The 22,332-nt window shown below is 47.9% G+C and carries 21 protein-coding genes; 10 read left to right on the forward strand and 11 right to left on the reverse strand.

The genetic code is table 11. The features are described from left to right. Nucleotides 1-211: 211 nt before the first annotated feature. The 3 genes from ABD980_RS06755 to ABD980_RS06765 are packed head-to-tail and all read left to right on the forward strand — an operon-like array spanning nucleotide 212 to nucleotide 3,048. Complete coding sequence (locus ABD980_RS06755; RefSeq protein ID WP_300648130.1) at nucleotides 212-1,216, forward strand: DctP family TRAP transporter solute-binding subunit; 1,005 nt, start codon at nucleotides 212-214, stop codon at nucleotides 1,214-1,216. Nucleotides 1,217-1,276: 60 nt separating this feature from the next. Then, nucleotides 1,277-1,753, forward strand: a complete 477-nt coding sequence (locus ABD980_RS06760; protein WP_300648128.1) for a TRAP transporter small permease — start codon at nucleotides 1,277-1,279, stop codon at nucleotides 1,751-1,753. Further along, the gene (locus ABD980_RS06765; protein WP_345370531.1) at nucleotides 1,750-3,048 is read left to right on the forward strand and encodes a TRAP transporter large permease; all 1,299 of its coding nucleotides are present in this window, start codon (nucleotides 1,750-1,752) and stop codon (nucleotides 3,046-3,048) included. The genes ABD980_RS06760 and ABD980_RS06765 overlap by 4 nt, the downstream gene beginning before the upstream one ends. A 76-nt stretch (nucleotides 3,049-3,124) precedes the next feature. Here ABD980_RS06765 and ABD980_RS06770 read toward each other — a convergent pair whose 3' ends face one another. Further along, a complete protein-coding gene (locus ABD980_RS06770) occupies nucleotides 3,125-5,179 on the reverse strand; it encodes a TonB-dependent copper receptor (protein ID WP_345370533.1) in 2,055 nt (684 codons plus the stop codon). Nucleotides 5,180-5,220: 41 nt separating this feature from the next. Further along, nucleotides 5,221-5,643 carry a DUF2946 family protein gene (locus tag ABD980_RS06775; RefSeq protein ID WP_345370535.1) on the reverse strand — a complete coding sequence of 141 codons (423 nt, stop codon included), beginning with the start codon at nucleotides 5,641-5,643 and terminating at the stop codon, nucleotides 5,221-5,223. A 143-nt stretch (nucleotides 5,644-5,786) separates the two neighbouring features. Here ABD980_RS06775 and ABD980_RS06780 point away from each other — a divergent pair, with 143 nt between their 5' ends. After that, nucleotides 5,787-7,202 (forward strand): GntP family permease, encoded by a 1,416-nt coding sequence (locus tag ABD980_RS06780; protein ID WP_345370537.1) that lies wholly within the window; start codon nucleotides 5,787-5,789, stop codon nucleotides 7,200-7,202. A gap of 112 nt (nucleotides 7,203-7,314) precedes the next feature. Further along, complete coding sequence (locus ABD980_RS06785) at nucleotides 7,315-8,562, forward strand: O-antigen ligase family protein (RefSeq protein WP_300646945.1); 1,248 nt, start codon at nucleotides 7,315-7,317, stop codon at nucleotides 8,560-8,562. Here ABD980_RS06785 and ABD980_RS06790 read toward each other — a convergent pair. Continuing rightward, complete coding sequence (locus ABD980_RS06790; RefSeq protein ID WP_300646944.1) at nucleotides 8,522-9,091, reverse strand: DUF3617 domain-containing protein; 570 nt, start codon at nucleotides 9,089-9,091, stop codon at nucleotides 8,522-8,524. The two genes, ABD980_RS06785 and ABD980_RS06790, sit on opposite strands and share 41 nt — an antisense overlap. A 73-nt stretch (nucleotides 9,092-9,164) precedes the next feature. Between ABD980_RS06790 and ABD980_RS06795 the strand changes: the two genes are divergently transcribed. Both ABD980_RS06795 and ABD980_RS06800 read left to right on the forward strand, forming a co-directional pair. After that, nucleotides 9,165-9,701: a DUF2478 domain-containing protein gene (locus ABD980_RS06795; protein WP_300646943.1), complete on the forward strand. Its 537-nt coding sequence runs from the start codon at nucleotides 9,165-9,167 to the stop codon at nucleotides 9,699-9,701. 84 nt (nucleotides 9,702-9,785) lie between these two features. Beyond that, nucleotides 9,786-10,604, forward strand: a complete 819-nt coding sequence (locus ABD980_RS06800) for a sulfite exporter TauE/SafE family protein (protein ID WP_300646942.1) — start codon at nucleotides 9,786-9,788, stop codon at nucleotides 10,602-10,604. Here ABD980_RS06800 and ABD980_RS06805 read toward each other — a convergent pair. Continuing rightward, nucleotides 10,573-11,724 (reverse strand): ABC transporter substrate-binding protein, encoded by a 1,152-nt coding sequence (locus tag ABD980_RS06805; protein ID WP_300646941.1) that lies wholly within the window; start codon nucleotides 11,722-11,724, stop codon nucleotides 10,573-10,575. The genes ABD980_RS06800 and ABD980_RS06805 overlap by 32 nt on opposite strands. A 171-nt stretch (nucleotides 11,725-11,895) precedes the next feature. Here ABD980_RS06805 and ABD980_RS06810 point away from each other — a divergent pair, with 171 nt between their 5' ends. After that, on the forward strand, nucleotides 11,896-13,548 hold the full coding sequence (locus ABD980_RS06810; RefSeq protein ID WP_345370541.1) for an AMP-binding protein: 1,653 nt from the start codon (nucleotides 11,896-11,898) through the stop codon (nucleotides 13,546-13,548). On the opposite strand, the gene ABD980_RS06815 is transcribed toward ABD980_RS06810, so the two are convergent. The 3 genes from ABD980_RS06815 to ABD980_RS06825 are packed head-to-tail and all read right to left on the reverse strand — an operon-like array spanning nucleotide 13,545 to nucleotide 15,854. Beyond that, entirely contained in the window at nucleotides 13,545-14,909 is a 1,365-nt protein-coding gene (locus tag ABD980_RS06815; protein ID WP_345370543.1) for an ATP-binding protein, read from the reverse strand. The two genes, ABD980_RS06810 and ABD980_RS06815, sit on opposite strands and share 4 nt — an antisense overlap. Further along, the gene (locus ABD980_RS06820) at nucleotides 14,902-15,567 is read right to left on the reverse strand and encodes a response regulator transcription factor (RefSeq protein WP_260649438.1); all 666 of its coding nucleotides are present in this window, start codon (nucleotides 15,565-15,567) and stop codon (nucleotides 14,902-14,904) included. The genes ABD980_RS06815 and ABD980_RS06820 overlap by 8 nt, the downstream gene beginning before the upstream one ends. Before the next feature lie 2 nt (nucleotides 15,568-15,569). After that, nucleotides 15,570-15,854 (reverse strand): PepSY domain-containing protein, encoded by a 285-nt coding sequence (locus ABD980_RS06825; RefSeq protein WP_300646938.1) that lies wholly within the window; start codon nucleotides 15,852-15,854, stop codon nucleotides 15,570-15,572. Between the two features lie 181 nt (nucleotides 15,855-16,035). Here ABD980_RS06825 and ABD980_RS06830 point away from each other — a divergent pair, with 181 nt between their 5' ends. Then, a complete protein-coding gene (locus ABD980_RS06830) occupies nucleotides 16,036-16,452 on the forward strand; it encodes a hypothetical protein (RefSeq protein WP_300646937.1) in 417 nt (138 codons plus the stop codon). 79 nt (nucleotides 16,453-16,531) lie between these two features. On the opposite strand, the gene ABD980_RS06835 is transcribed toward ABD980_RS06830, so the two are convergent. From ABD980_RS06835 to ilvD, 4 genes are all read right to left on the reverse strand, one after another. Further along, nucleotides 16,532-17,059: a cytochrome b gene (locus tag ABD980_RS06835; protein WP_345370547.1), complete on the reverse strand. Its 528-nt coding sequence runs from the start codon at nucleotides 17,057-17,059 to the stop codon at nucleotides 16,532-16,534. Nucleotides 17,060-17,129: 70 nt separating this feature from the next. Further along, nucleotides 17,130-18,194 (reverse strand): AI-2E family transporter, encoded by a 1,065-nt coding sequence (locus ABD980_RS06840; RefSeq protein WP_300646936.1) that lies wholly within the window; start codon nucleotides 18,192-18,194, stop codon nucleotides 17,130-17,132. A 7-nt stretch (nucleotides 18,195-18,201) separates the two neighbouring features. Beyond that, nucleotides 18,202-19,044, reverse strand: a complete 843-nt coding sequence (gene nadE, locus ABD980_RS06845; RefSeq protein ID WP_345370549.1) for an ammonia-dependent NAD(+) synthetase — start codon at nucleotides 19,042-19,044, stop codon at nucleotides 18,202-18,204. A gap of 14 nt (nucleotides 19,045-19,058) precedes the next feature. Further along, nucleotides 19,059-20,924, reverse strand: coding sequence for a dihydroxy-acid dehydratase (gene ilvD / locus ABD980_RS06850; protein ID WP_260649444.1), 1,866 nt, complete (start codon nucleotides 20,922-20,924; stop codon nucleotides 19,059-19,061). Between the two features lie 184 nt (nucleotides 20,925-21,108). On the opposite strand from ilvD, the gene ABD980_RS06855 reads away from it, so the two are divergent. After that, nucleotides 21,109-22,323: a class I SAM-dependent methyltransferase gene (locus ABD980_RS06855; RefSeq protein WP_377536147.1), complete on the forward strand. Its 1,215-nt coding sequence runs from the start codon at nucleotides 21,109-21,111 to the stop codon at nucleotides 22,321-22,323. Nucleotides 22,324-22,332 lie beyond the last annotated feature (9 nt).

The following is a 22,332-nucleotide window of genomic DNA, read 5'->3' on the forward strand; positions in this document are numbered from 1 at the left end:
TGTGAATTAAATAAAACGTCATTTTCATAGCACTATTTTCATGCTACCACACTCTATACGCTTTGCTTGATCTGTCTAGTTATATGTATTTAACCAAAGGTTTCAAACCAAGCGCTACGCTTCCGTTTTACTGTCCTTGCCTTGCCTAAAACCGCTTTCTACCACTACTATCAGTTTTTACGTTAGAAAATATGACAAAAGGAGTATATTCATGAAAATCAAACGCTGGCTTGCCTTTGGTGCCGCCTGTTTTGCTCTGAGCGCCACTACCGCCTTTGCACAAGAAAAGCGCGAGTTCTCGGTTTCCACCGTTTTATCAGATGCTTTTCCTTGGGGGCAAGCCGCTGAGAAATGGGCCGAGTTAGTCAAAGAGCGTTCTGATGGTCGCATCACTCTAAAAATCTACCCTAACGCCCAGCTCGTTTCAGGTGATCAAACCCGTGAGTTTTCTGCAATGCGCAGTGGCCTAATTGATATGGCTGTTGGCTCTACCATCAACTGGTCTACCCAAGTTCCCGAGGTCAACCTGTTCTCTTTACCCTTTTTAATGCCTGATAATGCAGCTGTTGACGCCATTACTCAGGGTGAAGCTGGTAAAATGGTCTTTGATGCTATCGAAAAACGTGGTGTAATGCCATTAGCATGGGGCGAAAACGGTTTTCGTGAAATCTCCAACTCCAAGCAGGCGATCACTAAACCCGAAGACCTCAAAGGCCTAAAAATCCGTGTGGTCGGATCCCCTTTGTTCCTAGACACCTTTAATGCCTTGGGTGCCAACCCTACCCAAATGAGCTGGACCGATGCGCTACCCGCGCTCACCACTGGTGCTGTTGATGGTCAAGAAAACCCCTTAGCTGTCTACGATGTCGCCCGCGCCGATCGCGCTAATCAAAAATACCTGACACTCTGGCACTACATGAATGACCCCCTCATTTTTGGTGTAAGCCAACGTGTTTGGAAAACCTTATCCGCCGAAGACCAACAGCTTCTAAAAGAAGCCGCAGTGGATGCTGGCAAATGGGAAATCGAAAAATCCCGTGCTGATCTAGAAAAAACTCTAGAAATCATCCGCGAGCGTGGTGTTGAAATCACGGAACTAACCCCCGAGCAACACCAAGCTTTTGTTGACGCTACACAAAGCGTGTACGAAAAATGGATTCCCCGTATTGGAAAAGATCTAGTGGATGCGGCTCAAAAAGCCATCGCTGAACGCTAAATCTTACATAACCAATGGGCGCAGTTTATCTGCGCCTTTGTTTTTTTAGTGTTGAATTTTATGTCTAAACCTAGAACCCGCATTGAGTCGTGGCTAGGAATTATCGCCTTAGCCGCTATTTGTATTATTAGCTTGGCCAATGTGGTGGTACGCTATACCACCAACGCCTCCTTTGCTTTCACCGAAGAATTCTCTGTTTTTCTGATGGTGATCCTGACTTTTGCTGGTGGCGCTGTCGCGGCCCGAAGCAATGAGCATATTCGTATTACGTTATTAGAACAAAAAGTCGGCCCGACCGGACGCCGTATCATTTACACCTTGCAATGGTTAGGAAGTGTAGCCGTATTGGGTTTAGTCATTTGGTATAGCGGCACCTTTACCTATCAAGAATACGAATGGGAATCATTATCCCCCGGCTTAGGCTACCCAACATGGATTTATTTAATTTGGCTACCCATTTTATCCATTGCTATTTTAATCCGCAGTACACAAAATTTTATTGGTCGTTTACGTCAAGGCGATGAGGAGCAGGCATGAGTCCCGATTTATGGATGTTAGTGAGTTTTGGGATTTGCTTGTTGATTGGTATGCCCGTCGCCTTTGCCTTAGGCCTAGGCGGTGCCATCGGAATTATCATGGGGCTATCCCCAGACATGCTCAGTACGCTGGGCATGAACACCTATAATAGTATTGCTAAATATCCCCTTATCGCGATCCCGTTATTTATTTTAACGGGGTTGATTTTTGAGCGCGCTGGGGTAGCGGCAAGCTTGGTGACCTTTGCTCAATCCCTTATTGGACAACGCCATGGTGGCTTAGCTCTAGTTGCGGTGTTAGTGTGCTTAATTATGGGTGGTATGAGTGGCTCTGGTCCTGCCGATGCGGCAGCCGTGGCCATGGTTATGCTGCCAAGTATGTCTAAAGCCGGCTACCCACGTCCCTTTTCTGCCTCGCTGATTGCCGCTGCGTCTTCCACTGCTATTCTTATCCCGCCTTCTATTGCTCTTATTTTATATTCTGTCATGATGCCGGGGTTGGACTTGCGCGCTTTATTTGCTGCGGGTCTTTTTCCTGGGATTTTAGCAGGTGCCTCATTATTAGTACCTGCCTACTTACTGGCTAAACGCAATGGGTGGGAAGCCGAAAAAACCGAGGAGCGCCCGCCGATCAAACAGAGCTTTGTTAAAGCACTCCCTGCGCTTTTTGCTCCAGTGATTATTTTAGGGGGGCTGCGCTCTGGCCTTTTCACCCCCACCGAAGCGGCTGTTGTCGCTGTGACCTATGGGCTAATTCTTGGCACACTAATTTACCGCCAGCTGACTTGGCGCGCACTCTTAGAGATGTTTAATGAGGCCGCCAAAATTTCAGGCGTGGTCTTATTGATTATCGCTCTAGCTGGTATTTTTGCTTGGGCGGGTACGACGTTAGGAACTTTTACCCGTCTTGCCGAAGCCATCTTATCAATTTCGGATAACTCGTGGACGCTACTGCTTTTAGTAATGATCTTAGTATTACTGGCAGGTATGCTTTTGGATGCAATTTCTATTTATTTAATCCTGACCCCAGTGCTTGTTCCCTTAATTAATCATTTTGAATGGAATCCGATTTGGTTTGGGATCTTATTAGCGATGAATATCGCTATCGGCCAGTTCACGCCCCCGGTGGCGGTTAACCTTATGGTGACCACAAAGGTCGCTAATATCCGTCTCGAGCATACCTTTGGCTGGGCCATGTTGTTTATGGTCACTATGTTTAGCGCCCTCATTTTAGTTATGATTTTCCCCGGTATTGCCCTCTGGTTACCGGAATACTTAGGATTTTCTATAGACTAGGAGCCAACTTAATCTCTATATGCTACCTTGGCAGCCCCTATAACGCTGCCAAGGTCTTTATCAGTTCACTCCTAAGTTAAAAATTCACATTTACGGTCGCCCATACTGTGCGACCAGGATCTTTCACAATAGTCGTGCCAGCATAACCAAAGCCAGCATTACCCGCTAGGTTTAAATGCTCGGCATAAGCTTTATCAAATACATTATCCACCCCTAAGGTAAAACGGACAGTCTTATTAGGCTGATAACCCGCATGGAGTGCTAATGTACTAAAGCCAGCACTAGCCCCAAAGTCTTTACCTACGACATTGCCTTGGTACCTCGCATAACGGGTTTGTTTTGCTACCACGCGCCACACAGCCCCCGCTGACCAACCATGACGCTCATAGTCCACATTGAATCGGGCCTCTAGTGGTGGCATTTGTGGCAGGGCTCGCCCGTCACTACGATTCTTACCCCACGCATAGGCGGCATTGGCACCCACTTTCCAATTAGGGCTCAGTACATAATCTGCTCCCATTTCTGCCCCCATAATGCGTGCCTGAATATTACGTGCCTGGCTACGCATCCCCATCATGCCGCCTGACAAATAATCAAATAAGATGTAATCATTGATCTGTCCGACGTAAGCAGATGCCCAAGCACTCAAGTTTTCTTTTTGATAGTTCAAGCCTATGTCCAACTGTGTGGTTTTTTCTGGCTGTATGGCCTCAAAAGCATTCACACTACCTGCTGGACCCATATTAGGAGAAATGAGCTCCCAATAATCGGGCATGCGCTGCACGTGCCCCACCCCTGCATATAGGGTTGTATGTTCCAAGTCTTGCTCATAACGGAAAAACCCACTCGGTAAGGTCTCATGGCGCTTTTTATCATGGGTAGGATTGGGTTTTAGCATATTCCCCATACCGGTATTCGCACGAGTATCCTGCACCGTCGCCCGATCAAAGCGCAGACCTCCAATCCAACGTTGCTGTTCGCTCATAGCCCATTGCATTTCAGCAAATACACCGGTATTCGTGAAATGGGCATCTTTCACACGAGGCTCGTCTTTATATGGCATGGCCCCCATACTGCGCCGTACACGATGACGACTATTTTGATAATCCACCCCTGCATCAAGCGTTACTGCAGCCCCCAGCTGCCACTGTCCAGCTACGCGGCCGCCCCAAGTGGCACGATCTACGTTGGAAACCATCGGCATCGCCATTCCCCCTGCCGGGTTAAAGTTACGTAGGGTAAAATTATCCATCACATGATCGGCATAATTATGATAGAGCTGAACACGAAGGCTTTGCCAGCGATCGCTGAGTTTTTCTTGCTCATAGCGCAACGCCACACTTTCGCGTCGAAATTTCGTCCCGTCCATGCCGCGCCCTGCATATCGGGCATGGCCATCCCCAACTCCGGCAGAAAGCTCCACCAAGCTGGTCTCATTCGGCGTTAGCCCGAGCGCCACATCACTATTCCATTTTTTCCACTTTGAGGGCACCTTATTTCCATCCCCATCCTTATAATCATTAGCCCGCGCATGATTCGCTGTGATACGGGCATAATATAAGGAATTACCTACCGTCACATCGGCCGACTGATCATTGCGCCCCCACGACCCTGCTGTCAGCGCTCCATCAAAAATGACCGTATTTTCCGTAAACTGGGGCGCATTACGATCAAAACGCACGATCCCCGCAGAAGCACCCGGCCCCCACAAAACGGTTTGCGGTCCTTTGACCACCACCAACTCATCAAAATTCTGAGGCGAAATATATGACGTCGGCGAATCCATACGTGAAGGACAGGCCCCCGGCATATACGTACCATTCGTTAAAATGGCCAAACGTGAGCCAAACATACCTCGTAACACTGGATCACTATTTGCACCGCCATTTCGAATCGCATTAAAGCCAGGAATCGTCGACAAATAATCGGATCCATCACTCGCTGGTAATGGCTGCCGTGGCTGTTTAGGGTGGGTCATAATTTGCGTTGCCGCACTGGGGCTAACCCCTTTAATAACGAGGGCGTCAAATTGCTGAATAGGGGTGGGCTGAGCCGAGAAAGCGGGCACCGAAAAAACACAAGCGAGTACAACGACCCCTGTCTTGGGTCGCAAACATAACGTAGTAGACATAATTAAACCTGTAATAACAAAAACAAAAGAAAAGTGCGTTATTACAGAATAGGCGGCGCTCGCGCACCCAGTGGGGGGCCACGAAGCCCATGCGCATTGGCCAATCCCGTTTTAGCCTGTCTCTGTACGACATAGCTATGCCATGTGGCGGCAGTAGGAATCAGAGCCAGCAATGGCAATAACGCCAATGCTTCATCATGAATAAAGCAACACGGACACGTCGCGTGTCCCGGTTGATCTGGGTGATGCTGGGGAATATCCAATAAATCTGCTAAGCGCAACGAAACCGGCGTACCATCCGCGGTACAGATGGTCATGGAGATTTGCCCTTGGCGCCATGCCTCTGGGTCGAGCATATAGCCCATGGGAATCATGCTGCGTAGAATCAACCCACACAACAGCGCCAGCACCCCAAAGCCGATGGCGCTACGCTGCAAAATGTGGATGAAAGCCGCCTTATGCATGTTTTATGCTGATTAATGGAGTTTTTGTATCATTTTGTTTGATCAAACCGGCCTAAGTATATAACAAATCCGAGTACAATCGCGCTTGGCTTTATCCCATGGTGGGCAGGCCTTATTAATTACTGTTTTTTGGAGCCTAAGCGATGTCTAGCACTTTGGCGATTATTGTTTCATTACTTTTACTGATGTTCCTCGCTTATCGAGGGATTACTGTTCTACTTCTCGCCCCTTTAATGGCTGCGCTAGCGGTCTTTTTATCTGGCGATATCGGTTTTTTACTACCTATTTATACCGATACTTTTATGAAAGCCTTGGGCGGCTATGTATTGCAGTTTTTACCTATTTTCTTGCTTGGTGCTTTATTTGGACAGCTCATGGCAGACTCCGGTGCAGCCAATACGATTGCGCGCTGGATTGTCAAACGCTTAGGACCAAAACACTCTTTAGCCACTGTGGTGATTGCCTGTGGCCTACTTACCTATGGTGGTGTGTCTTTATTTGTAGTGGCCTTTGCAATCTACCCCATCGCGCGCGATCTATTTAGGGCGGCAGATATTCCCAAACGGTTAATTCCCGCGACCATTGCTCTTGGCTCCTTTACCTTTACCATGACCGCGATGCCCGGTACTCCCGCCATTCAAAATGCGATCCCTATTCCTTATTATGGGACGAACGTGTTTGCAGCCCCAGGGCTAGGGCTAATCGGTTCAGCCATCATGCTATTAGGGGGATTATGGTGGCTACAAACTCGCGTTAACAAAGCCAAAACCGCAGGCGAAGGGTATGGGGACCATGAAAGTGATCAGCATATCCCTATCGATGATGGCAGTACCGTCTACGCCACGGGCCCCTTATCGACCATGCCTTTGTTTTTAGCGTTCTTACCATTGATTTTAGTTATTGGCGTGAATGCGCTATTTACTTATTGGATCTTTCCTCAGACAGATTTTTCAGCGTTTGCCGATAAATTTCCTCACGTCGAACCCGCCAAAATGAAAGGGCTCTGGGCTTTGATTATTGCTCTGGTAAGTGCCTGTTTTACCCTTATTGTGACGCGATTAGGTCGTTGGGAAAACCTTAAAGAAACCGTCAACCAAGGTGTGTTCGGTTTTATGCTGCCTTTATTTAATACCGCATCAGAAGTGGGCTATGGTGCCGTGATTGCCGGCTTAGCCGGTTTTGCTCTGATTCGCGATGCCGTGTTAAACCTGACCCCCAGCAACCCCCTCATTTCCGAAGCCATCGCCATGAACGTATTAGCGGGCATTACCGGTTCCTCGTCTGGCGGGCTAAGTATTGCTTTACAAACCTTAGGCGCCGATTATTTAGCCATGGCTCAACAGGCCGGCATTAGCCCAGAACTCATGCACCGCGTTGCTGTCATGGCCGCGGGTGGATTCGACACCCTGCCCCACTGCGGCGCTATTATTACGCTTCTAGCTATTTGTAAGCTCAATCATCGTCAGTCCTATATGAATATCGCTATGGTAACAATGGTAGCCCCATTATTTGCCATCATTACTGTCATTACACTAGGGACCATATTTGGTAGCTTCTAATAAAAACGCTCCTCAAAGGGAGCGTTTCATTACACTTCTTACGAATAATATAGCAAAGCCTAGCCTACAATATTATTTCTTTTTCTACTCATGAATTACTACGACTGAACTGATGTCAACTCATCCAGCTTCTATTTACTGTGGAATCTCGATTTTTCTTCTTGGTTGCCTTGCATTAATTGCACCTAGTGGCTACTCCATCAGCGGCCTATTATTACTAGTAGGAGGCCTCTACATACTCAATCAACCTAAATCACCACTCAACTCAGCGGACAAATGGCTTCTTACCACCCTAGCCCTCTTTACCCTTGAGGGTATTTTTAATGGACTTTGGCATCAGCTAAGCAGCCAAAACTATGACAAAATCATACGATTTATTTTAGCTATTCCTATCTTTTTTTATATTCGATGGGCTAAGCCTTCTGTTTCTTGGGTATGGGGTGGGTTGGGCATCGGCGGAACTCTCATTGGCTTTCAAGCCCTCTATGAACGTATGGCACATGGCGTAGAGCGAGTCAGCGGCTATACCCATGCCATACAGTTTGGTAATCTCTCAATGCTCACAGCCTTCTTCTGTCTGGCAGGTTTAGGGTGGAGTCTGTCACGCTCCCCAAAGAAACGCTCTGCATTTACATGGCTACTCATATTTGGCGCCATAGGTGGGATATTGGGCTCACTACTTTCTGGCAGTCGGGGGGGCTGGGTTGGACTACCTTTGGTACTCCTTGTGCTTTATCGCGCCTACCACCCCTTTTTTTCATTGCGTCTCAAACTAAGCCTAGGAATCTTGGTAATAATTACAGGGTTAGTTGTGTTCTCTATTCCACAACTTAACGTTCAGCCTCGCATCCAAAGAGCCTTTGAGGACATTGCGCTTTATCAGAAAGGCAATAGCAATACATCACTAGGGGCTCGTTTTGAAATGTGGCAAGGTGCGATCCAGCTCACTCAAACTAAACCACTGTTTGGTTGGGGCAAAGATCAATATCAAAACGGCATGGTTGAACTTGCCGAACAAGGTTATGCAAATCCAGTTGTTAAAACATTCAGCCATGCTCATAATGAGTTCATTGATCGTACCGCCAAACATGGTGTGGTTGGCCTGATCGTTTTGCTCCTGCTGTATGGAGTACCGCTTTGGTATTTTAACCCTTATCTCAAAAATCCTGATTTAAGTATACGAGCCCTCGCTGTTAGCGGTACGATTCTACCTGTCGCTTACATTGATTTTGGTTTATCACAAACCTTTTTAAGCCATAACAGTGGGGTCATGATGTATGCGCTCTGGCTGGTCATCTGGGCTGCCTGTTTACGCAATACTATCGAGGCAAGCACGTCGCCTGCTGCCACTGAGCCTTAAACTCATTACGAATTTGTACCTCGGGCTGTATTTTGCCAATCAAAATTAACTGTATCGGGGGCGGTAGTGTCCCCAGGCCCTCTACGTAACCCGAGGCATGCTGGCTGCTCTGATAGTGCAAAAACCCTTTTACTTGCCCAGAAACACCATGTTTAGGCGCATGACAAACACCACTAAAATGCAAATGATCCGTGTCCTGCTCGTCCAGCTGTAGCTCACAATCCCCTAGCGCCTGTTGCAAAAACGATAAACTCTGTTGTGGATCACGCAAAACGGCAGCTTGCTTTGGTGTTAAACACTCTGTAAAGCGGGCAGGATCATAATTTTCCAGTTTTTTTAATTGCTCTGGCTTTAATAGGGCCGCCGCCTGCTGTTTGATTAACTGCAACTGTGGGCCAATGTCTTTACCCTCGGCAAAAGTTTGTGTGGTAATCTGCCATTGACCCGCCTGAGGTGCAACAGAAAGCGGAGCCGCCAAAACAGCCCCTGCACTCAAGCTCAAAACCATACTAAAAAAATATCGCTTCATACGCCTACCTATTTATATGTAGCCATCTCAATGGACGACCTCTTTTTCCAACATTAGCACAGCTAGGTTTCTCATGGATCATTTTGAAAATTTGTTACCTATCGGTGCCATTGTGCACCAAAATGCCGATGCTGCCGATGCCCATTTGGCCGCTTTTATCCAATCGCTCCAAGAGCAAGGTAAGCGCGTATTAGGCGTTATTCAAGCTCCCGAAGAAGTCAGCTACGCTTATGGCAGCCAAATGGGTATTATTAACCTAGATAATGGCGCCTATACTTCTATCGCCCAAAAATTAGGCAAGCATAACACCAGTTGTTGCTTAGACTCAGCAGCTGTCAGCCAAGCCTGTACGATTTTGCAGCACGCTCGTGCGCAAAACCCCGATCTTATTGTCGTTAACCGCTTTGGCAAGCTTGAAGCAGAAGGGGAAGGCTTTGCCAGCGAGATGCTCGAAATCATGAGCCTCGGCCTGCCTATGATTACGGTTGTAGCCGATCGCTTTCTAGATGAATGGCGTGTTTTTTCTGGCGGTTTAGCGCAAGAGATTCCTGCGCAGCTCTCAGCTATGCAAAGCTGGTTTGAACAAGCTAACGCTCTCCATACTTCCTAGTCTGCTTTACGACCAACCATATGAAATAAAGTAATAAGCATATAAGGTTATAATATAAACATCTTTTTCTTATGTGCTTAAAAAATGATCAGCAGCATTCTTGGTTTTATGGTGGGGCTCACCCTTGGCCTCACAGGAGCAGGTGGCGGGATTTTAGCGGTGCCCGCCTTGGTTTTAGGGGTGGGACTAAGTATGACTACGGCCGCCCCTATTGCGCTTATTGCCGTTGGGTTAGCGGCCCTAACTGGTGCCCTCGACGGTTTGCGGCGCCGGATGGTACGTTATAAAGCCGCTTTACTGATGTCGGTAATTGGGGGGGTTGTCTCCCCTTTTGGGGTGTGGCTTGCACAGCGTTTACCTGAGTTCTGGTTAATGGTGTTATTTAGTGGTGTGATGTTTATTGTTGCTGCACGCATGTTTAACCAAGCACGCCGCAGCCAAAAATCCGGGCAAGCGGACACCCCAACAACGCCCAAAGCCTGCATGATATCGGAAACCACGGGTAAATTTATCTGGAATAAAACCAGCACCCTCACACTTGGTAGTATTGGTGCGGTATCTGGCCTATTAACCGGCCTACTTGGCGTGGGTGGTGGTTTTATTATTGTGCCAATGCTCAAACGTTTTACTAACTTAAAGATTCACAGTATTGTCGCCACCTCATTGATGGTGATCGCATTGGTTTCCGCCGTCACAGTGCTCAATGCACTCACATCTAGCTCAGCCCTGCAGCATCCGGCTACTTGGCCTTTTGTTGGCTTTGTGGTGGCAGGAATGATCGGTGGTCGTATTGTGGCCCCGAAAATTCCCCCTACCTATATACAAATCGGCTTTGCATTGCTATGTGCTTTATCAGCATGTATTGTGCTGTTTAATGCACTCGCTCCCATTGCCCATTTTTAACCGTCAATAACTCGACCCCGCGCTCATCAAACCCACTATGATCGTCGGGGGTCATGTTGTAAATGCCCTGCGTGCCTGGCAGCTCCTTAATGTTTTCTAGCGCGGTGCGCAGAGCTTGACGGAACGCTTCTGTACCTGGCTGCGCTTGCTCAGCCGCTACCGGCAATGCTGCGACCAATAACAACCCAGCATCATACACATTCCCCCCAAAGGTCGCGGGCATATGACCGTACTTTTCGTTATAGCGCTGCATATAATCCTGAGCAATGGCTTTAGAGGGGTTGTCATCTTCGATTTGTTCAGGCACCAACATCAAGCTCCCACCTAAAATGGTTCCCTCAACGGCTTTACCCCCTAAACGCAGGAAGTCGTTCATCGCCGCCCCATGTGTTTGATAAACCGTGCCAGCATAATTGCGCTCATATAAGCTAGCTTGGGGCAATACCGCCGGCCCGCCAGGCGCCGCCACTAATACCGCATCGGGATTAGCACTCATCAGTTTTAACACTTGACCGGTTACTGAGGTATCCGGGCGCTTGAAGCGCTCATTGGCTACTAAGCGGATTCCATACTGCTCCAATCGCTCGGTCATGACACCGTACCATGTTTCACCATATGCATCGGCGGTGCCAATAAAACCTAGTGTTTTCACCCCATTATCTTGCATATGCTGCAAAAGCTTATCTGCTACTAAACCATCATTTTGCGTGGTTTTAAAAACCCATTTTTTCTTTTCATCCATGGGCAACACCAATGAGATAGAACCCACAGGAGCCAATAATGGAGTTTGAGCCTCGCTGACCAAATCAATCAAAGCAAGCGCATGTGGCGTGCCCGAAGGCCCAATAATGGCATCGACTTTTTCTTCTGTGATCAGTTTTCTAACCGAAGTCACCGTATTATTTGGCTCACTGGCATCATCTAGATGAATATATTGAATGCTTAAATCCCCAATCTTTTCAGGTAGCATCATCGCGGTATTACGCTGAGGAATCCCAATAGCAGACACCACACCCGTGGAAGAAGCAATGGTTCCTATTTTTACTTGCGCCCATGACAATGTGCTGAGCCCAACCCCTACCACCACCCCAAAAACACATGCAATTTGTTTTAGTTTCATGCTTTTTCTCATCTTAGTTGAACCATAAAAGATGCCTTACTTTACTGTCTTAAGGAGCAAAACATAGGAGGGTTTACGCTAAAAATGGGGTTTTCACCTAGAAAAAAGGGCATTTATTTTTACTTTAGATGGCTAAAATTAAGAAGTAAACTATTTATTCGGAGAGTCACTATGGAACCCACTGGGCTCGTAGACCAATTTGCACGCAATCATTTACCGCCCTTAGATCAATGGCCTGTTTTATTACTGGACAACAACCCAGACATTGCCTACCCAAAACGACTCAATGCGGCCATCGAGCTCCTGAGCCAACAAGTGCATAATGGCTTTGGCGACCATATCGCTTTAGAGTGGCTGGAGAATAATGAAAAAAAGCACGTCACCTATCGAGAGCTCGACCAGCTCAGTAATCAAATTGCTCATGTTTTTGTCGAGGACATGGGGTTAGTCAGTGGTAATCGCATTTTATTACGTGGTCCCAACAACCTGATGATGGCAGCGAGCTGGCTCGCCGCACTTAAAGCGGGTCTGGTCACCGTACCCACCATGCCCTTACTGCGTGCCGTAGAACTTAAAACCATTTTAGATAAAGCCGAAGTGCAAGCGGCTGTGTGCGACCAACGCTTAGCCGAAGAACTAAACTACTGCATGGATCCAGAGCACCCTCATTACAGCCCTTTTTTGCAAACGGCTATGTTTTTTAACTCGGATCAAGCACAAAGTCTGGAACAGCTGGCTAAAACTAAACCTACGGATTTCTCCGCCTGTGATACGGCGGCAGATGATGTGTGCCTCATCGCTTTTACCAGCGGTACCACCGGTCAGCCAAAAGGCTGTATGCACTTTCACCGTGATGTCTTAATCATGTGTGACACTTTTGCCAAGCATATTTTACGCTTACAGCCACAAGATAAAGTTTGTGGTACCCCACCTTTAGCTTTTACTTTTGGATTAGGTGGTTTGCTCTGCTTTCCTTTACGCGCAGGAGCCAGCGCTGTACTAGCAGAAAGCCTAAACCCGCGCACGATGCTGGAGTACATCGATCGCTTTCAGGTCACAATGACGTTTACCGCCCCCACGTTCTATCGCCAAATGGCAGGACTTGTTCAAAACTTTTCCCTAAAAAGTCTGCACAGCACAGTCTCAGCGGGTGAAGCCTTACCACAGGCTACGCGAGAGTTATGGAAAAAAGCAACAGGGATCGAGATGATCGATGGCATAGGCGGCACCGAAATGATTCATGTTTATGTCTCTAGCCGTCCCGAAGACGTTCGCCCGGGAGCCATTGGACAAGTTGTGCCTGGTTTTGAGGCTCAGGTCGTGGATGATCAGCTGCAACCTGTTCCTAACGGTACCGTCGGCCGTTTGGCAGTACGCGGCCCTACGGGCTGTCGATACCTGAGCGACCCTCGTCAAACACAGTTTGTCCAAGGGGGATGGAATTTACCCGGCGATACATTCATCATGGACGATGATGGCTATTTATATTATCAAGCTCGCAATGACGATATGATTATTTCATCTGGGTATAACATTGCCGGTCCAGAGGTTGAAGACTGTTTGCTCAAACACCCAGCAGTAGCTGAATGCGGTGTGATCGGTATTCCTGATGAAGTTCGTGGCCAAATCCTAAAAGCTTTTATCGTGCTAAAAGACGAAGCAGAACCAAGCGAAGTATTAATTAAAGAGCTGCAAGATTTTGTTAAACAAAATGCCGCTCCCTATAAATACCCGCGCGCCATAGAGTTCGTGGAAGCGTTACCACGTACAGAAACCGGTAAACTGCAACGCTTTATGTTGCGTCAAATGGCAACCACAAACTAAGGAAAATAAATTTCGATGCGCAAGCCTCCCAATGGTGAGCGCATCGCCTCGATACTCCCCCCATACAGCAACACCAAATCGGCCACAATAGCCAAACCGAGCCCTGAGCCGGGAGCCAACTCGTCCGCACGCACACCCCGCTGAAAAATACGTGAATATGCTGAAGCGGCGATTCCTTTACCATCATCATCGATGGTGATTTTTAATGCATTTGGTCGACCTAAGGCCTCTGCCCGCTGTACTTGCACCTGTACCCGCGTTTCACACCATTTAAAAGCATTATCCAGCACGTTACCTAAAATCTCATGCAGATCTTGAGCCTCGCCTTTAAAGTACAACTCTTTTTGCCCTGAAAGCAGCTCAACCTGTACCGACTTAGGCTCATAAGCACGTTGCAGTAGTTTCACGAGACTATGCAAAGCGGGCAAAATCTCTGTGCGCACCCCTACGGTTTTTACCGCTGCCGCCACACGAGCGCGTGATAAATGATAATCCACTTGCTCTTGCGCAGCATGAATCTGCTGCAACACCAGTTGCGCAAGCTGCGGATCCGGTTTTTTCGCTGCATTAGCTAATACTGCTAAGGGTGTTTTAATCGCATGGGCCAAATTTCCCGCTTGGGTGCGCGCACGCTCAGTTACCTGGGCCTGACTACGCAAGACCCGATTAAACTCGGAAACCAATGGCTGGATCTCTTGTGGATATTGACCATCGATAGAGTTTGCGCGCCCCTCATGAACGGCCGCTAGTCGTTGGCGTAACTGGCGCAAAGGACGTAAACCCAGTTTTAGTTGCCACCATACCCCCACCACCAGCACACAGCCCAAAACCGCTAACGTTAACACCAGCATCCACACAAAACGCTGTAAAGGCTCAGCAATCCAGCTTTTTTGTGCCGCCACCCATACTTGATAACGTTGTGCATGAGAGGGCTCAGCTAACGCAATACTACGCCCTATCACATAGAGCTCCCCAAGCTCTGGATCCTTATAGCGAAACCACGTTTCTTTATCAATTTGTAAGCGCGGTGGGGTTAAGGTTTCATCCCATAAAGAATGCGAGAACAACAAAGGCTGGGACGACACATCAATCTGCCAATACAAACCGCTAAGCGGCTGCTCAAAGCGGGGGTCATTTAATGCCTGCGAAAGCCCCAGCTGCCCTGCTGAGTCCAGCGTCATCTGTGCAATCAATTGCATCATATGCATATTGAGTTCTTTATGCAGCTGTTCTTCAATATGTTGTTGAAAAAGCTGGTTCAGCAATGCCCCTGCTACCAATAAACTGCAAAACACCCACAGCATCGCTCCAACCAATAAACGCTGTGTTAGTGAGAGCTTGGTGAGCGTTTTTTTAAGCATGGGGGTTAATGAGCTTGTAGCCCAAGCCACGCACAGTTTGAATGTATTCTGCTGGAATTTTTTTACGTAAACGCCCAATAAACACGTCGATGGTATTTGAGTCTCGGTCCTGATCCTGAGCATAAATATGCTCGGTGAGATCAGCACGGGATACGACTTGCTCAGCGTGATGCATTAAATAAGCTAAAACCTTGTACTCGTGCCCAGTTAACGTTAAGGGCTGATGGGCAAATAAAAACTGGGATTGTCGTGTATCCAGCACCAAATCCCCACACACAAAGGTTGCACTGGCTTGCCCAGCGGCACGACGTAATAAAGCCCGTATGCGGGCTAAGAGTTCCTGAATATGAAAGGGTTTGGTTAAATAGTCATCAGCACCAGCATCAATGCCACTGACTTTTTCATGCCATGTATCACGCGCGGTAAGAATCAGCACTGGATACGTGATTTGTTCATTACGCCAACGTTTTAGGACGGTGAGGCCATCTACCTGTGGTAAGCCCAGGTCCAAAACAACAGCATCATAGCTTTCTACCGCCCCCATATAATGGGCCTGCTCGCCATCGGTAGCGGTATCCACCACATACCCCTGTGCTTGTAATGACTCGGTGACTTGTTGTAATAAGTTGAGGTCGTCTTCTACAACCAAAATACGCATGTTTATTTCCTTTGGGCTTTACGACTTTTTACTTTTAAGACCTCTGCTGTCCGGGCATCGACATAAAGCTTAAGCACATATCCCCCATGTTGCAACAAGCGAATTTTATAGATGTACTGATGGTGGTGACGATCCAAGTCCACATCGAGAACACGCCCTGGATACTGGTGATGAATTTGGCGCAAAACCCAACGAAGTGGTTTGATATCACCACGGTGCCGGGCTTCGCGCCGTTGCTCTGGTGATAGGCTCGAGGCGTGCGTGGGCATAGACACGGTCGTGCTCACACCAATCCATAAGCAAAGGGCTAAAAAAAAGAGACGCATGAAGGAGTTTTAGACTTGCACCAAATAAAAAGCATAGGACAAACAAGATGAACCGATGATGAACAACGGCTTCATTTTGGGTTCATCCGGATTCCTGCACAATGGAGTCATTGATGATTCGCGTTCCTTCTAAGGAGAAACAATGAAAGTAACGATCCCAACTTTAGCCGCTATCGCTACCACCGCTGCCTTAATCAGTGCCCCAGTCATGGCCACCCAGCCTGTTACCCCGATGAACACCATTATCGTTGCCGCCAATCAAGCCGATGCTCCGGACGTTAAAGGCGGTAAAGCACCTAAAGCTGAGCTTCCTGCTCGCTCCGAGTGGATGACACTCAAGCAAGCCTATGCAGCATTAGAAAAAGCCGGCTATCAAGACAAAGATATACGTAGTATCAGCAGTAGTCGCTACGGTTATATAGCACGTGTGGTCGACAAAGATGAAAAACGTATTCGCTTACTCGTGCATCCAACCGATGGCACCGTCACGATCCAAGAGCGTCGCAAAGACGATCGTCGTAAACACCGCCATCATAAAAACAACACAGATAACACCTAAACCGATTTTCTCTCGTTCTTTAGTTAACCTTAATTTAAAAAGGGCCTTCGTTTTCCGAAAGCCCTTCTTTTTTTACTGTCTATTTACCTAGCATACGTGGCATCACATCTTCCTCGCCACCAGCAATTCGGTGCTTAATTGTCATGACAATGTGCCCAGCAATCAATAAAAACAACAACCAGCCCAAATTACCGTGTAAGCTATTTCCTAAATCAACCATCCACTGAATTTTTTCGTCAGAACCGGATAAAATAGGAATCGTATTCCAATAGGTAAAAGGGCGACCGCTACCAATGGTACGTAACACTGCGATAAAAGGAACGGCTAGCATTAATACATATAAAGCCAAATGCCCAAGCTTAGTTATGGTGTTATTGTGTGGACGATGTTTGCTTTGACTAATCGCCCATAATATACGCAGCACACCTAACCATAAAATGGTAAAACCCACTTGCCCATGATATTGAAACACCGCTTTAGTAAAAGCAGCATCTTTATCAATAAAACGGGCACAAGCGGTTAAAAACATCCACGCAAATCCCAACGCCATAAACCAATGGAAAAAACGCGAAAGCGTACCATAACGCTCTGTGGTGTCACCCATCATCTACATCTCCTAATCAATATAACGATATAAACATCTCTTTATAGTGTACTGACCCTATATCACAAGGCAATTACTGCACAGACGGATGCGCTCCGTTATGCACCCATTCACGCCAAATGGCTACTAGCAAAGCCATCAGAACCGGACCGATAAATAGCCCCACAATCCCCATCGTTTTCACACCGCCCACCAAACCAAAAAAGGTAGGTAAAAAAGGAAGCTTGACCGGCCCACCTACTAAACGAGGGCGCAAGGTTTTATCCACAATAAATAGCTCGATAGCCCCCCATAAAAATAAAGCTATACCAGCCACGGTTTTACCAGAACCAACCAAATACAGGGAAACCAATGTAAAAGACAGCGGTGCGCCCCCAGGAATAAGCGCCATAAAGCCCGTCACGGCACCCAATAATGCGGGAGATGGAACGCCAGCAATCCAGTAAGCGATCCCTAATACGACCCCCTCGCCAAGCGCAATTAGCCCCATGCCTGTAACAGTGGAGTTTACGGTTGCGGGCACCACGCGTGAAAAACGCTGCCAACGCGTCGGCAAAATGCGCTCACCCACAATATCAATTTGCGCCAAAATACGATAACCGTCTTTATAGATAAAAAATAGCGTAATCAATAAAAACAACAGTGTGAGCAACAAATGAAAAACATTACCCGTAGCACTCAATACCATCCGGTATATATTACCCAAGTGCTCACCACTGACCATTTCGACCAAAGCCCCTAAAGCATGAGGCTCACCTAAATACAGTTCCCAGTATTCTGTGATCCTAGCACCAATAACAGGGAGTGACGGAATCCAATCCGGTACAGGCATGCCATATCGGTTTGCTGCCAACGCCCACACCACAAAAGAGCTAGCCTCTTTAATGACATAAGTTAAAGCAAATGACAGCGGAGCAATAATCACCCCAATCACAATTAAAATTGCTACCGTAGCGGCAACCAGAGATCGTCCTTTAAAATAAGCAAGTAGCCGCGTGTACGCTGGCCAGCTCGCCAAGCCAATGATTAAAGCCCCTAAAACCGGAACAATAAAATCTTTAAGAAAAAATAAACCCGCTAATACCACTAATAAAAGCAGCCAGCGGGCAATCAAAAACGGAGGGAGTACAGGTTGCATAAACGCGTCAAAAGGCCTTCAGAGGTGATGCAGGAAGTTGTCGCTTATGTGCGCCCTGGCGATAGTGACGCACAATAATATCAAATGCCTCGGAGCTAACAGATTGTCCTGTTAAAAAAGCATCAATATCCTCATAGCTTAAACCAAAAGCGGCCTCATCGGGGCGCAAAGGGGTTAAGGATTCTAAATCAGCGGTCGGCACTTTATGAACCAAATGCGAAGGTACGTCTAGCTGCATCGCTAAATCACGCACCTGCTGCTTAGTTAGTCCAGCCAGAGGCATCAGATCCGCAGCGCCATCCCCGTATTTGGTGAAAAACCCCATGAGCACCTCGGCGGCCTGATCACTACCCAATACTAGGCCGGCATTCGCTGCCGCTACGGCATAGCACACCACCATACGCTGTCGAGCTTTTACATTACCCAGTACAAAATCCTGCTGCTGAGGTGAAGAAAAATTTTGCCCGGCTTGTTTTAATGCGTGCTGAATGGCATCGGTTGCCGCCTGAATATTGATATGCAAAAAGCGATCGGGTTGAATATGCCGAATCGCGTCTTCGGCATCCTGTGCATCGGCTTGCACCCCATAAGGTAAACGTAACGCGATAAATTGCGCATCGTATTGCTCTGCGCGCAACTGCTCTACCGCTTGCTGTGCCATGCAGCCCACAACGAGCGAATCAATCCCACCACTAATACCGATCACTAAACTTTTGGCACCGCTTTGACGCACATAGTCTTTCATAAAAGCGATGCGCTCAGTGAGCTCCTGCTCGGCAGAAATCTCTGGTTTTACACCAAGTTCGGTAATAATTTGTTGTTGAGTACGTTTTTGCTGTGAGCTGAGCATGACACACCTATGTATTATTTAGGTAAGACTTGGCTGACATCACGCACGGCGCCTCGGTCGGCCGAGGTAGCCAGCGCCGCATAAGCACGTAAGGCTTGAGATACAACACGATCTCGCTGCTCTGTAGGCTGCCAAGCGTCTTTGCCACGGGCATTCATCGCATCGCGACGAGCCTGTAGTTCTTCGTCAGATATAGCCAAATGAATACGACGGTTTGGAATATCAATTTCAATGGTATCACCATCTTCGACCAAGGCAATATTACCGCCCTCTGCTGCTTCGGGAGAAGCATGGCCAATCACTAAGCCAGACGAACCACCAGAAAAACGTCCATCGGTCAATAAGGCCGCACTTTTACCTAGCCCCATGGATTTTAAGTAAGAAGTCGGGTAGAGCATTTCTTGCATACCAGGACCACCTTTAGGCCCCTCATAGCGAATAATTACAACATCGCCCGCTACGACTTTGCCATTTAAAATCCCATCAACGGCTGATTCTTGGCTTTCAAATACACGGGCTTTGCCAGTAAACTGCAAAATACTGTCATCAACCCCAGCGGTTTTCACAATACAACCATTTACTGCTAAGTTGCCATACATGACCGCTAACCCGCCATCCTGCGAATACGCGTGTTCTTTGCTGCGAATACAGCCATTTTCACGGTCCGTATCCAAACTCTCGTAATAACGATCTTGGCTAAAAGCGACCTGAGTGGGCACCCCACCTGGGGCACTACGATAAAATGTATCCACCGCTTTGGCGTTTGGCCCCATCACATCCCAGCGCTGAATGGCCTCGCCCAGTGTGCCGCTGTGGACATTGCCTACCTCTAGGTTTAGCAAACCAGCACGTGCAAGCTCGCCTAAAATCCCCATAATGCCACCAGCACGGTGCACGTCTTCCATATGATATTGTTCAGTCGCGGGAGCGACTTTACACAAGCAGGGAACATGACGTGAGATACGGTCAATATCGGCCATGGTGAAATCCACCTCGGCCTCTTGGGCGGCGGCGAGTAAGTGCAGCACCGTATTCGTCGACCCCCCCATTGCTACGTCTAAAGCCATCGCATTTTCAAAGGCTTCACGCGTGGCGATGCTACGTGGGAGCACCGAATCATCCTCTTGTTCATAATAACGCTTGCATAGCTCTACAATTAGCGAGCCGGCTGTCTCGAACAACCCACGGCGGCGCGCATGTGTGGCTACTAGGCTACCATTACCAGGCAAAGCTAATCCTAGGGCTTCGGTTAAACAGTTCATCGAGTTTGCTGTAAACATCCCTGAACATGAACCACAGGTAGGACAAGCGCTACGCTCAATATCAGCCACCTCTTCGTCACTGACAGAAGCATCTGCCGCTTGAACCATGGCATCTACTAAATCTAATTTACGCACCACGGTTTTACCGTCTTTAGCCATGACTTTACCGGCTTCCATGGGCCCACCCGATACAAAAATCACAGGGATATTAACGCGCAAAGCCGCCATTAACATGCCGGGGGTGATTTTGTCGCAGTTTGAAATACACACCATGGCGTCGGCACAATGGGCATTCACCATATACTCGACTGAGTCTGCAATCAGTTCACGCGAAGGCAACGAGTACAGCATCCCGTCGTGCCCCATGGCGATTCCGTCATCAACAGCAATGGTATTGAACTCTTTTGCTACTCCCCCTGCTGCTTCGATTTGGCGAGCCACGAGTTGCCCGAGGTCTTTAAGATGCACATGACCCGGCACAAACTGGGTAAACGAGTTAACAACAGCAATGATAGGTTTTTCAAAATCCCCATCTTTCATCCCAGTTGCGCGCCACAAAGCGCGCGCGCCGGCCATGTTACGGCCATGAGTAGAAGTACGTGAACGATATTGTGGCATTTGATAATCTCTAGCAAAAAAGCATAATAAAGCGTTTATGATAGACGGCTCTGCCGCTTTAGGCGAATACTATTCGTATTCTAACGCGAAGCTGTCCATCCTTCATCCTACCGGTGCCCGCCTGATCTGTCATTCATGGCACAATCAAGGCTTGGCAAAACTAACCCCTATTGTTGATTTCATCATGCAGCATCTTCATACCCCGATCTACCCCCGTGGGCTTCCCGCCCTAGAGCCCGAGTTATTACCGCTTTTAGATCAGCATCAAGCTCAATTAAGCGCACTAATTCAAGCCCATCAGGGTTTTTTACCCTATGATCAATGGATGCAAGCAGCTCTATATGCCCCCCATTTTGGCTATTACACTGGTGGCAGCACAAAATTTCATACCGCTGGGGACTTCACTACAGCACCAGAAATCACCCCCCTATTTGGGCAAACCCTAGCAAACCAAGTACAACAAATTCTACAACAATGTGCTGGGACAACAATTTTAGAGTTCGGGGCCGGATCCGGTGCGTTAGCGGAGTCCATACTGGTCAGCCTCAATCAATTGGGACTCCCTAACATACAGTACTGTATCTTAGAGCTATCTCCCACACTACGACAGCGCCAACAAGCCCGTCTTGCTCCATTTGCTAAGCAAGTCCAATGGTTGGAAACCTTACCGTCTGCTTTTACCGGTTGTGTTATCGCTAACGAGGTACTGGACGCCATGCCCATCCATTTGGTACAACGCGACCAAAATGGCACGATCCTAGAGCTAGGCGTTGGGCTCAACACAGATACATCTGCCTCTGCCCCGAGCCCTTTTGTTTTATTAGGTCGCCCAGCCTCAACCGAGTTGGCTCAGTTGGCACACTCTCGCCTACCTGATCTAGCTGGATACCGCTCTGAAATCAACTTACACGCTGAAAGCTGGATACAAGCCATGGGCCAATGGCTCAAAAAAGGTGCTGCTCTACTCATTGACTACGGCTTTAGTCAACGCGAGTACTACCACCCCCAACGCCATATGGGCACACTCATGTGCCATTTCCGTCATTTTGCTCATGACGAGTCCTTAATCCTACCTGGCTTTCAAGATATTACCGCTCATGTGGATTTTACCGCGATAGCGGATGCCGCTATCGCGGCGCAGTTAGATGTGCTTGGCTATGCCTCCCAAGCCCATTTCTTATTAAATAGCGGGCTACCACAACATTTAGAACAATTACAAACCCAACTCGATATGCAGCAACCCGCCCATCTTCAAAGCTGGACCCAACAAGTCTCTGCCGTACAAAAACTACTCTCCGAAGCAGAAATGGGTGAACTCTTTAAGGTTATGGCGATCGGCAAGCATATCGAGCCCCCTTTATTAGGTTTCACAGCTCGCGACCGTCGTGACTATCTCTAAAGGCGCGAC

This window comes from Paenalcaligenes hermetiae (genome assembly GCF_039543645.1).
GTDB lineage: Bacteria > Pseudomonadota > Gammaproteobacteria > Burkholderiales > Burkholderiaceae_B > Paenalcaligenes > Paenalcaligenes hermetiae.

Coding starts and splice junctions, on each gene's coding strand:
- ABD980_RS06800 (WP_300646942.1), top strand. CDS start 9,786: ATGATCAGCAGCATTCTTGGTTTTATGGTGGGGCTCACCCTTGGCCTC.
- ABD980_RS06820 (WP_260649438.1), bottom strand. CDS start 15,567: ATGCGTATTTTGGTTGTAGAAGACGACCTCAACTTATTACAACAAGTC.
- ABD980_RS06785 (WP_300646945.1), top strand. CDS start 7,315: ATGTCAACTCATCCAGCTTCTATTTACTGTGGAATCTCGATTTTTCTT.
- ABD980_RS06795 (WP_300646943.1), top strand. CDS start 9,165: ATGGATCATTTTGAAAATTTGTTACCTATCGGTGCCATTGTGCACCAA.
- ABD980_RS06810 (WP_345370541.1), top strand. CDS start 11,896: ATGGAACCCACTGGGCTCGTAGACCAATTTGCACGCAATCATTTACCG.
- ilvD (WP_260649444.1), bottom strand. CDS start 20,924: ATGCCACAATATCGTTCACGTACTTCTACTCATGGCCGTAACATGGCC.
- ABD980_RS06840 (WP_300646936.1), bottom strand. CDS start 18,194: ATGCAACCTGTACTCCCTCCGTTTTTGATTGCCCGCTGGCTGCTTTTA.
- nadE (WP_345370549.1), bottom strand. CDS start 19,044: ATGCTCAGCTCACAGCAAAAACGTACTCAACAACAAATTATTACCGAA.
- ABD980_RS06755 (WP_300648130.1), top strand. CDS start 212: ATGAAAATCAAACGCTGGCTTGCCTTTGGTGCCGCCTGTTTTGCTCTG.
- ABD980_RS06855 (WP_377536147.1), top strand. CDS start 21,109: ATGCAGCATCTTCATACCCCGATCTACCCCCGTGGGCTTCCCGCCCTA.
- ABD980_RS06760 (WP_300648128.1), top strand. CDS start 1,277: ATGTCTAAACCTAGAACCCGCATTGAGTCGTGGCTAGGAATTATCGCC.
- ABD980_RS06835 (WP_345370547.1), bottom strand. CDS start 17,059: ATGATGGGTGACACCACAGAGCGTTATGGTACGCTTTCGCGTTTTTTC.
- ABD980_RS06775 (WP_345370535.1), bottom strand. CDS start 5,643: ATGCATAAGGCGGCTTTCATCCACATTTTGCAGCGTAGCGCCATCGGC.
- ABD980_RS06805 (WP_300646941.1), bottom strand. CDS start 11,724: ATGAAACTAAAACAAATTGCATGTGTTTTTGGGGTGGTGGTAGGGGTT.
- ABD980_RS06790 (WP_300646944.1), bottom strand. CDS start 9,091: ATGAAGCGATATTTTTTTAGTATGGTTTTGAGCTTGAGTGCAGGGGCT.
- ABD980_RS06830 (WP_300646937.1), top strand. CDS start 16,036: ATGAAAGTAACGATCCCAACTTTAGCCGCTATCGCTACCACCGCTGCC.
- ABD980_RS06815 (WP_345370543.1), bottom strand. CDS start 14,909: ATGCTTAAAAAAACGCTCACCAAGCTCTCACTAACACAGCGTTTATTG.
- ABD980_RS06765 (WP_345370531.1), top strand. CDS start 1,750: ATGAGTCCCGATTTATGGATGTTAGTGAGTTTTGGGATTTGCTTGTTG.
- ABD980_RS06770 (WP_345370533.1), bottom strand. CDS start 5,179: ATGTCTACTACGTTATGTTTGCGACCCAAGACAGGGGTCGTTGTACTC.
- ABD980_RS06780 (WP_345370537.1), top strand. CDS start 5,787: ATGTCTAGCACTTTGGCGATTATTGTTTCATTACTTTTACTGATGTTC.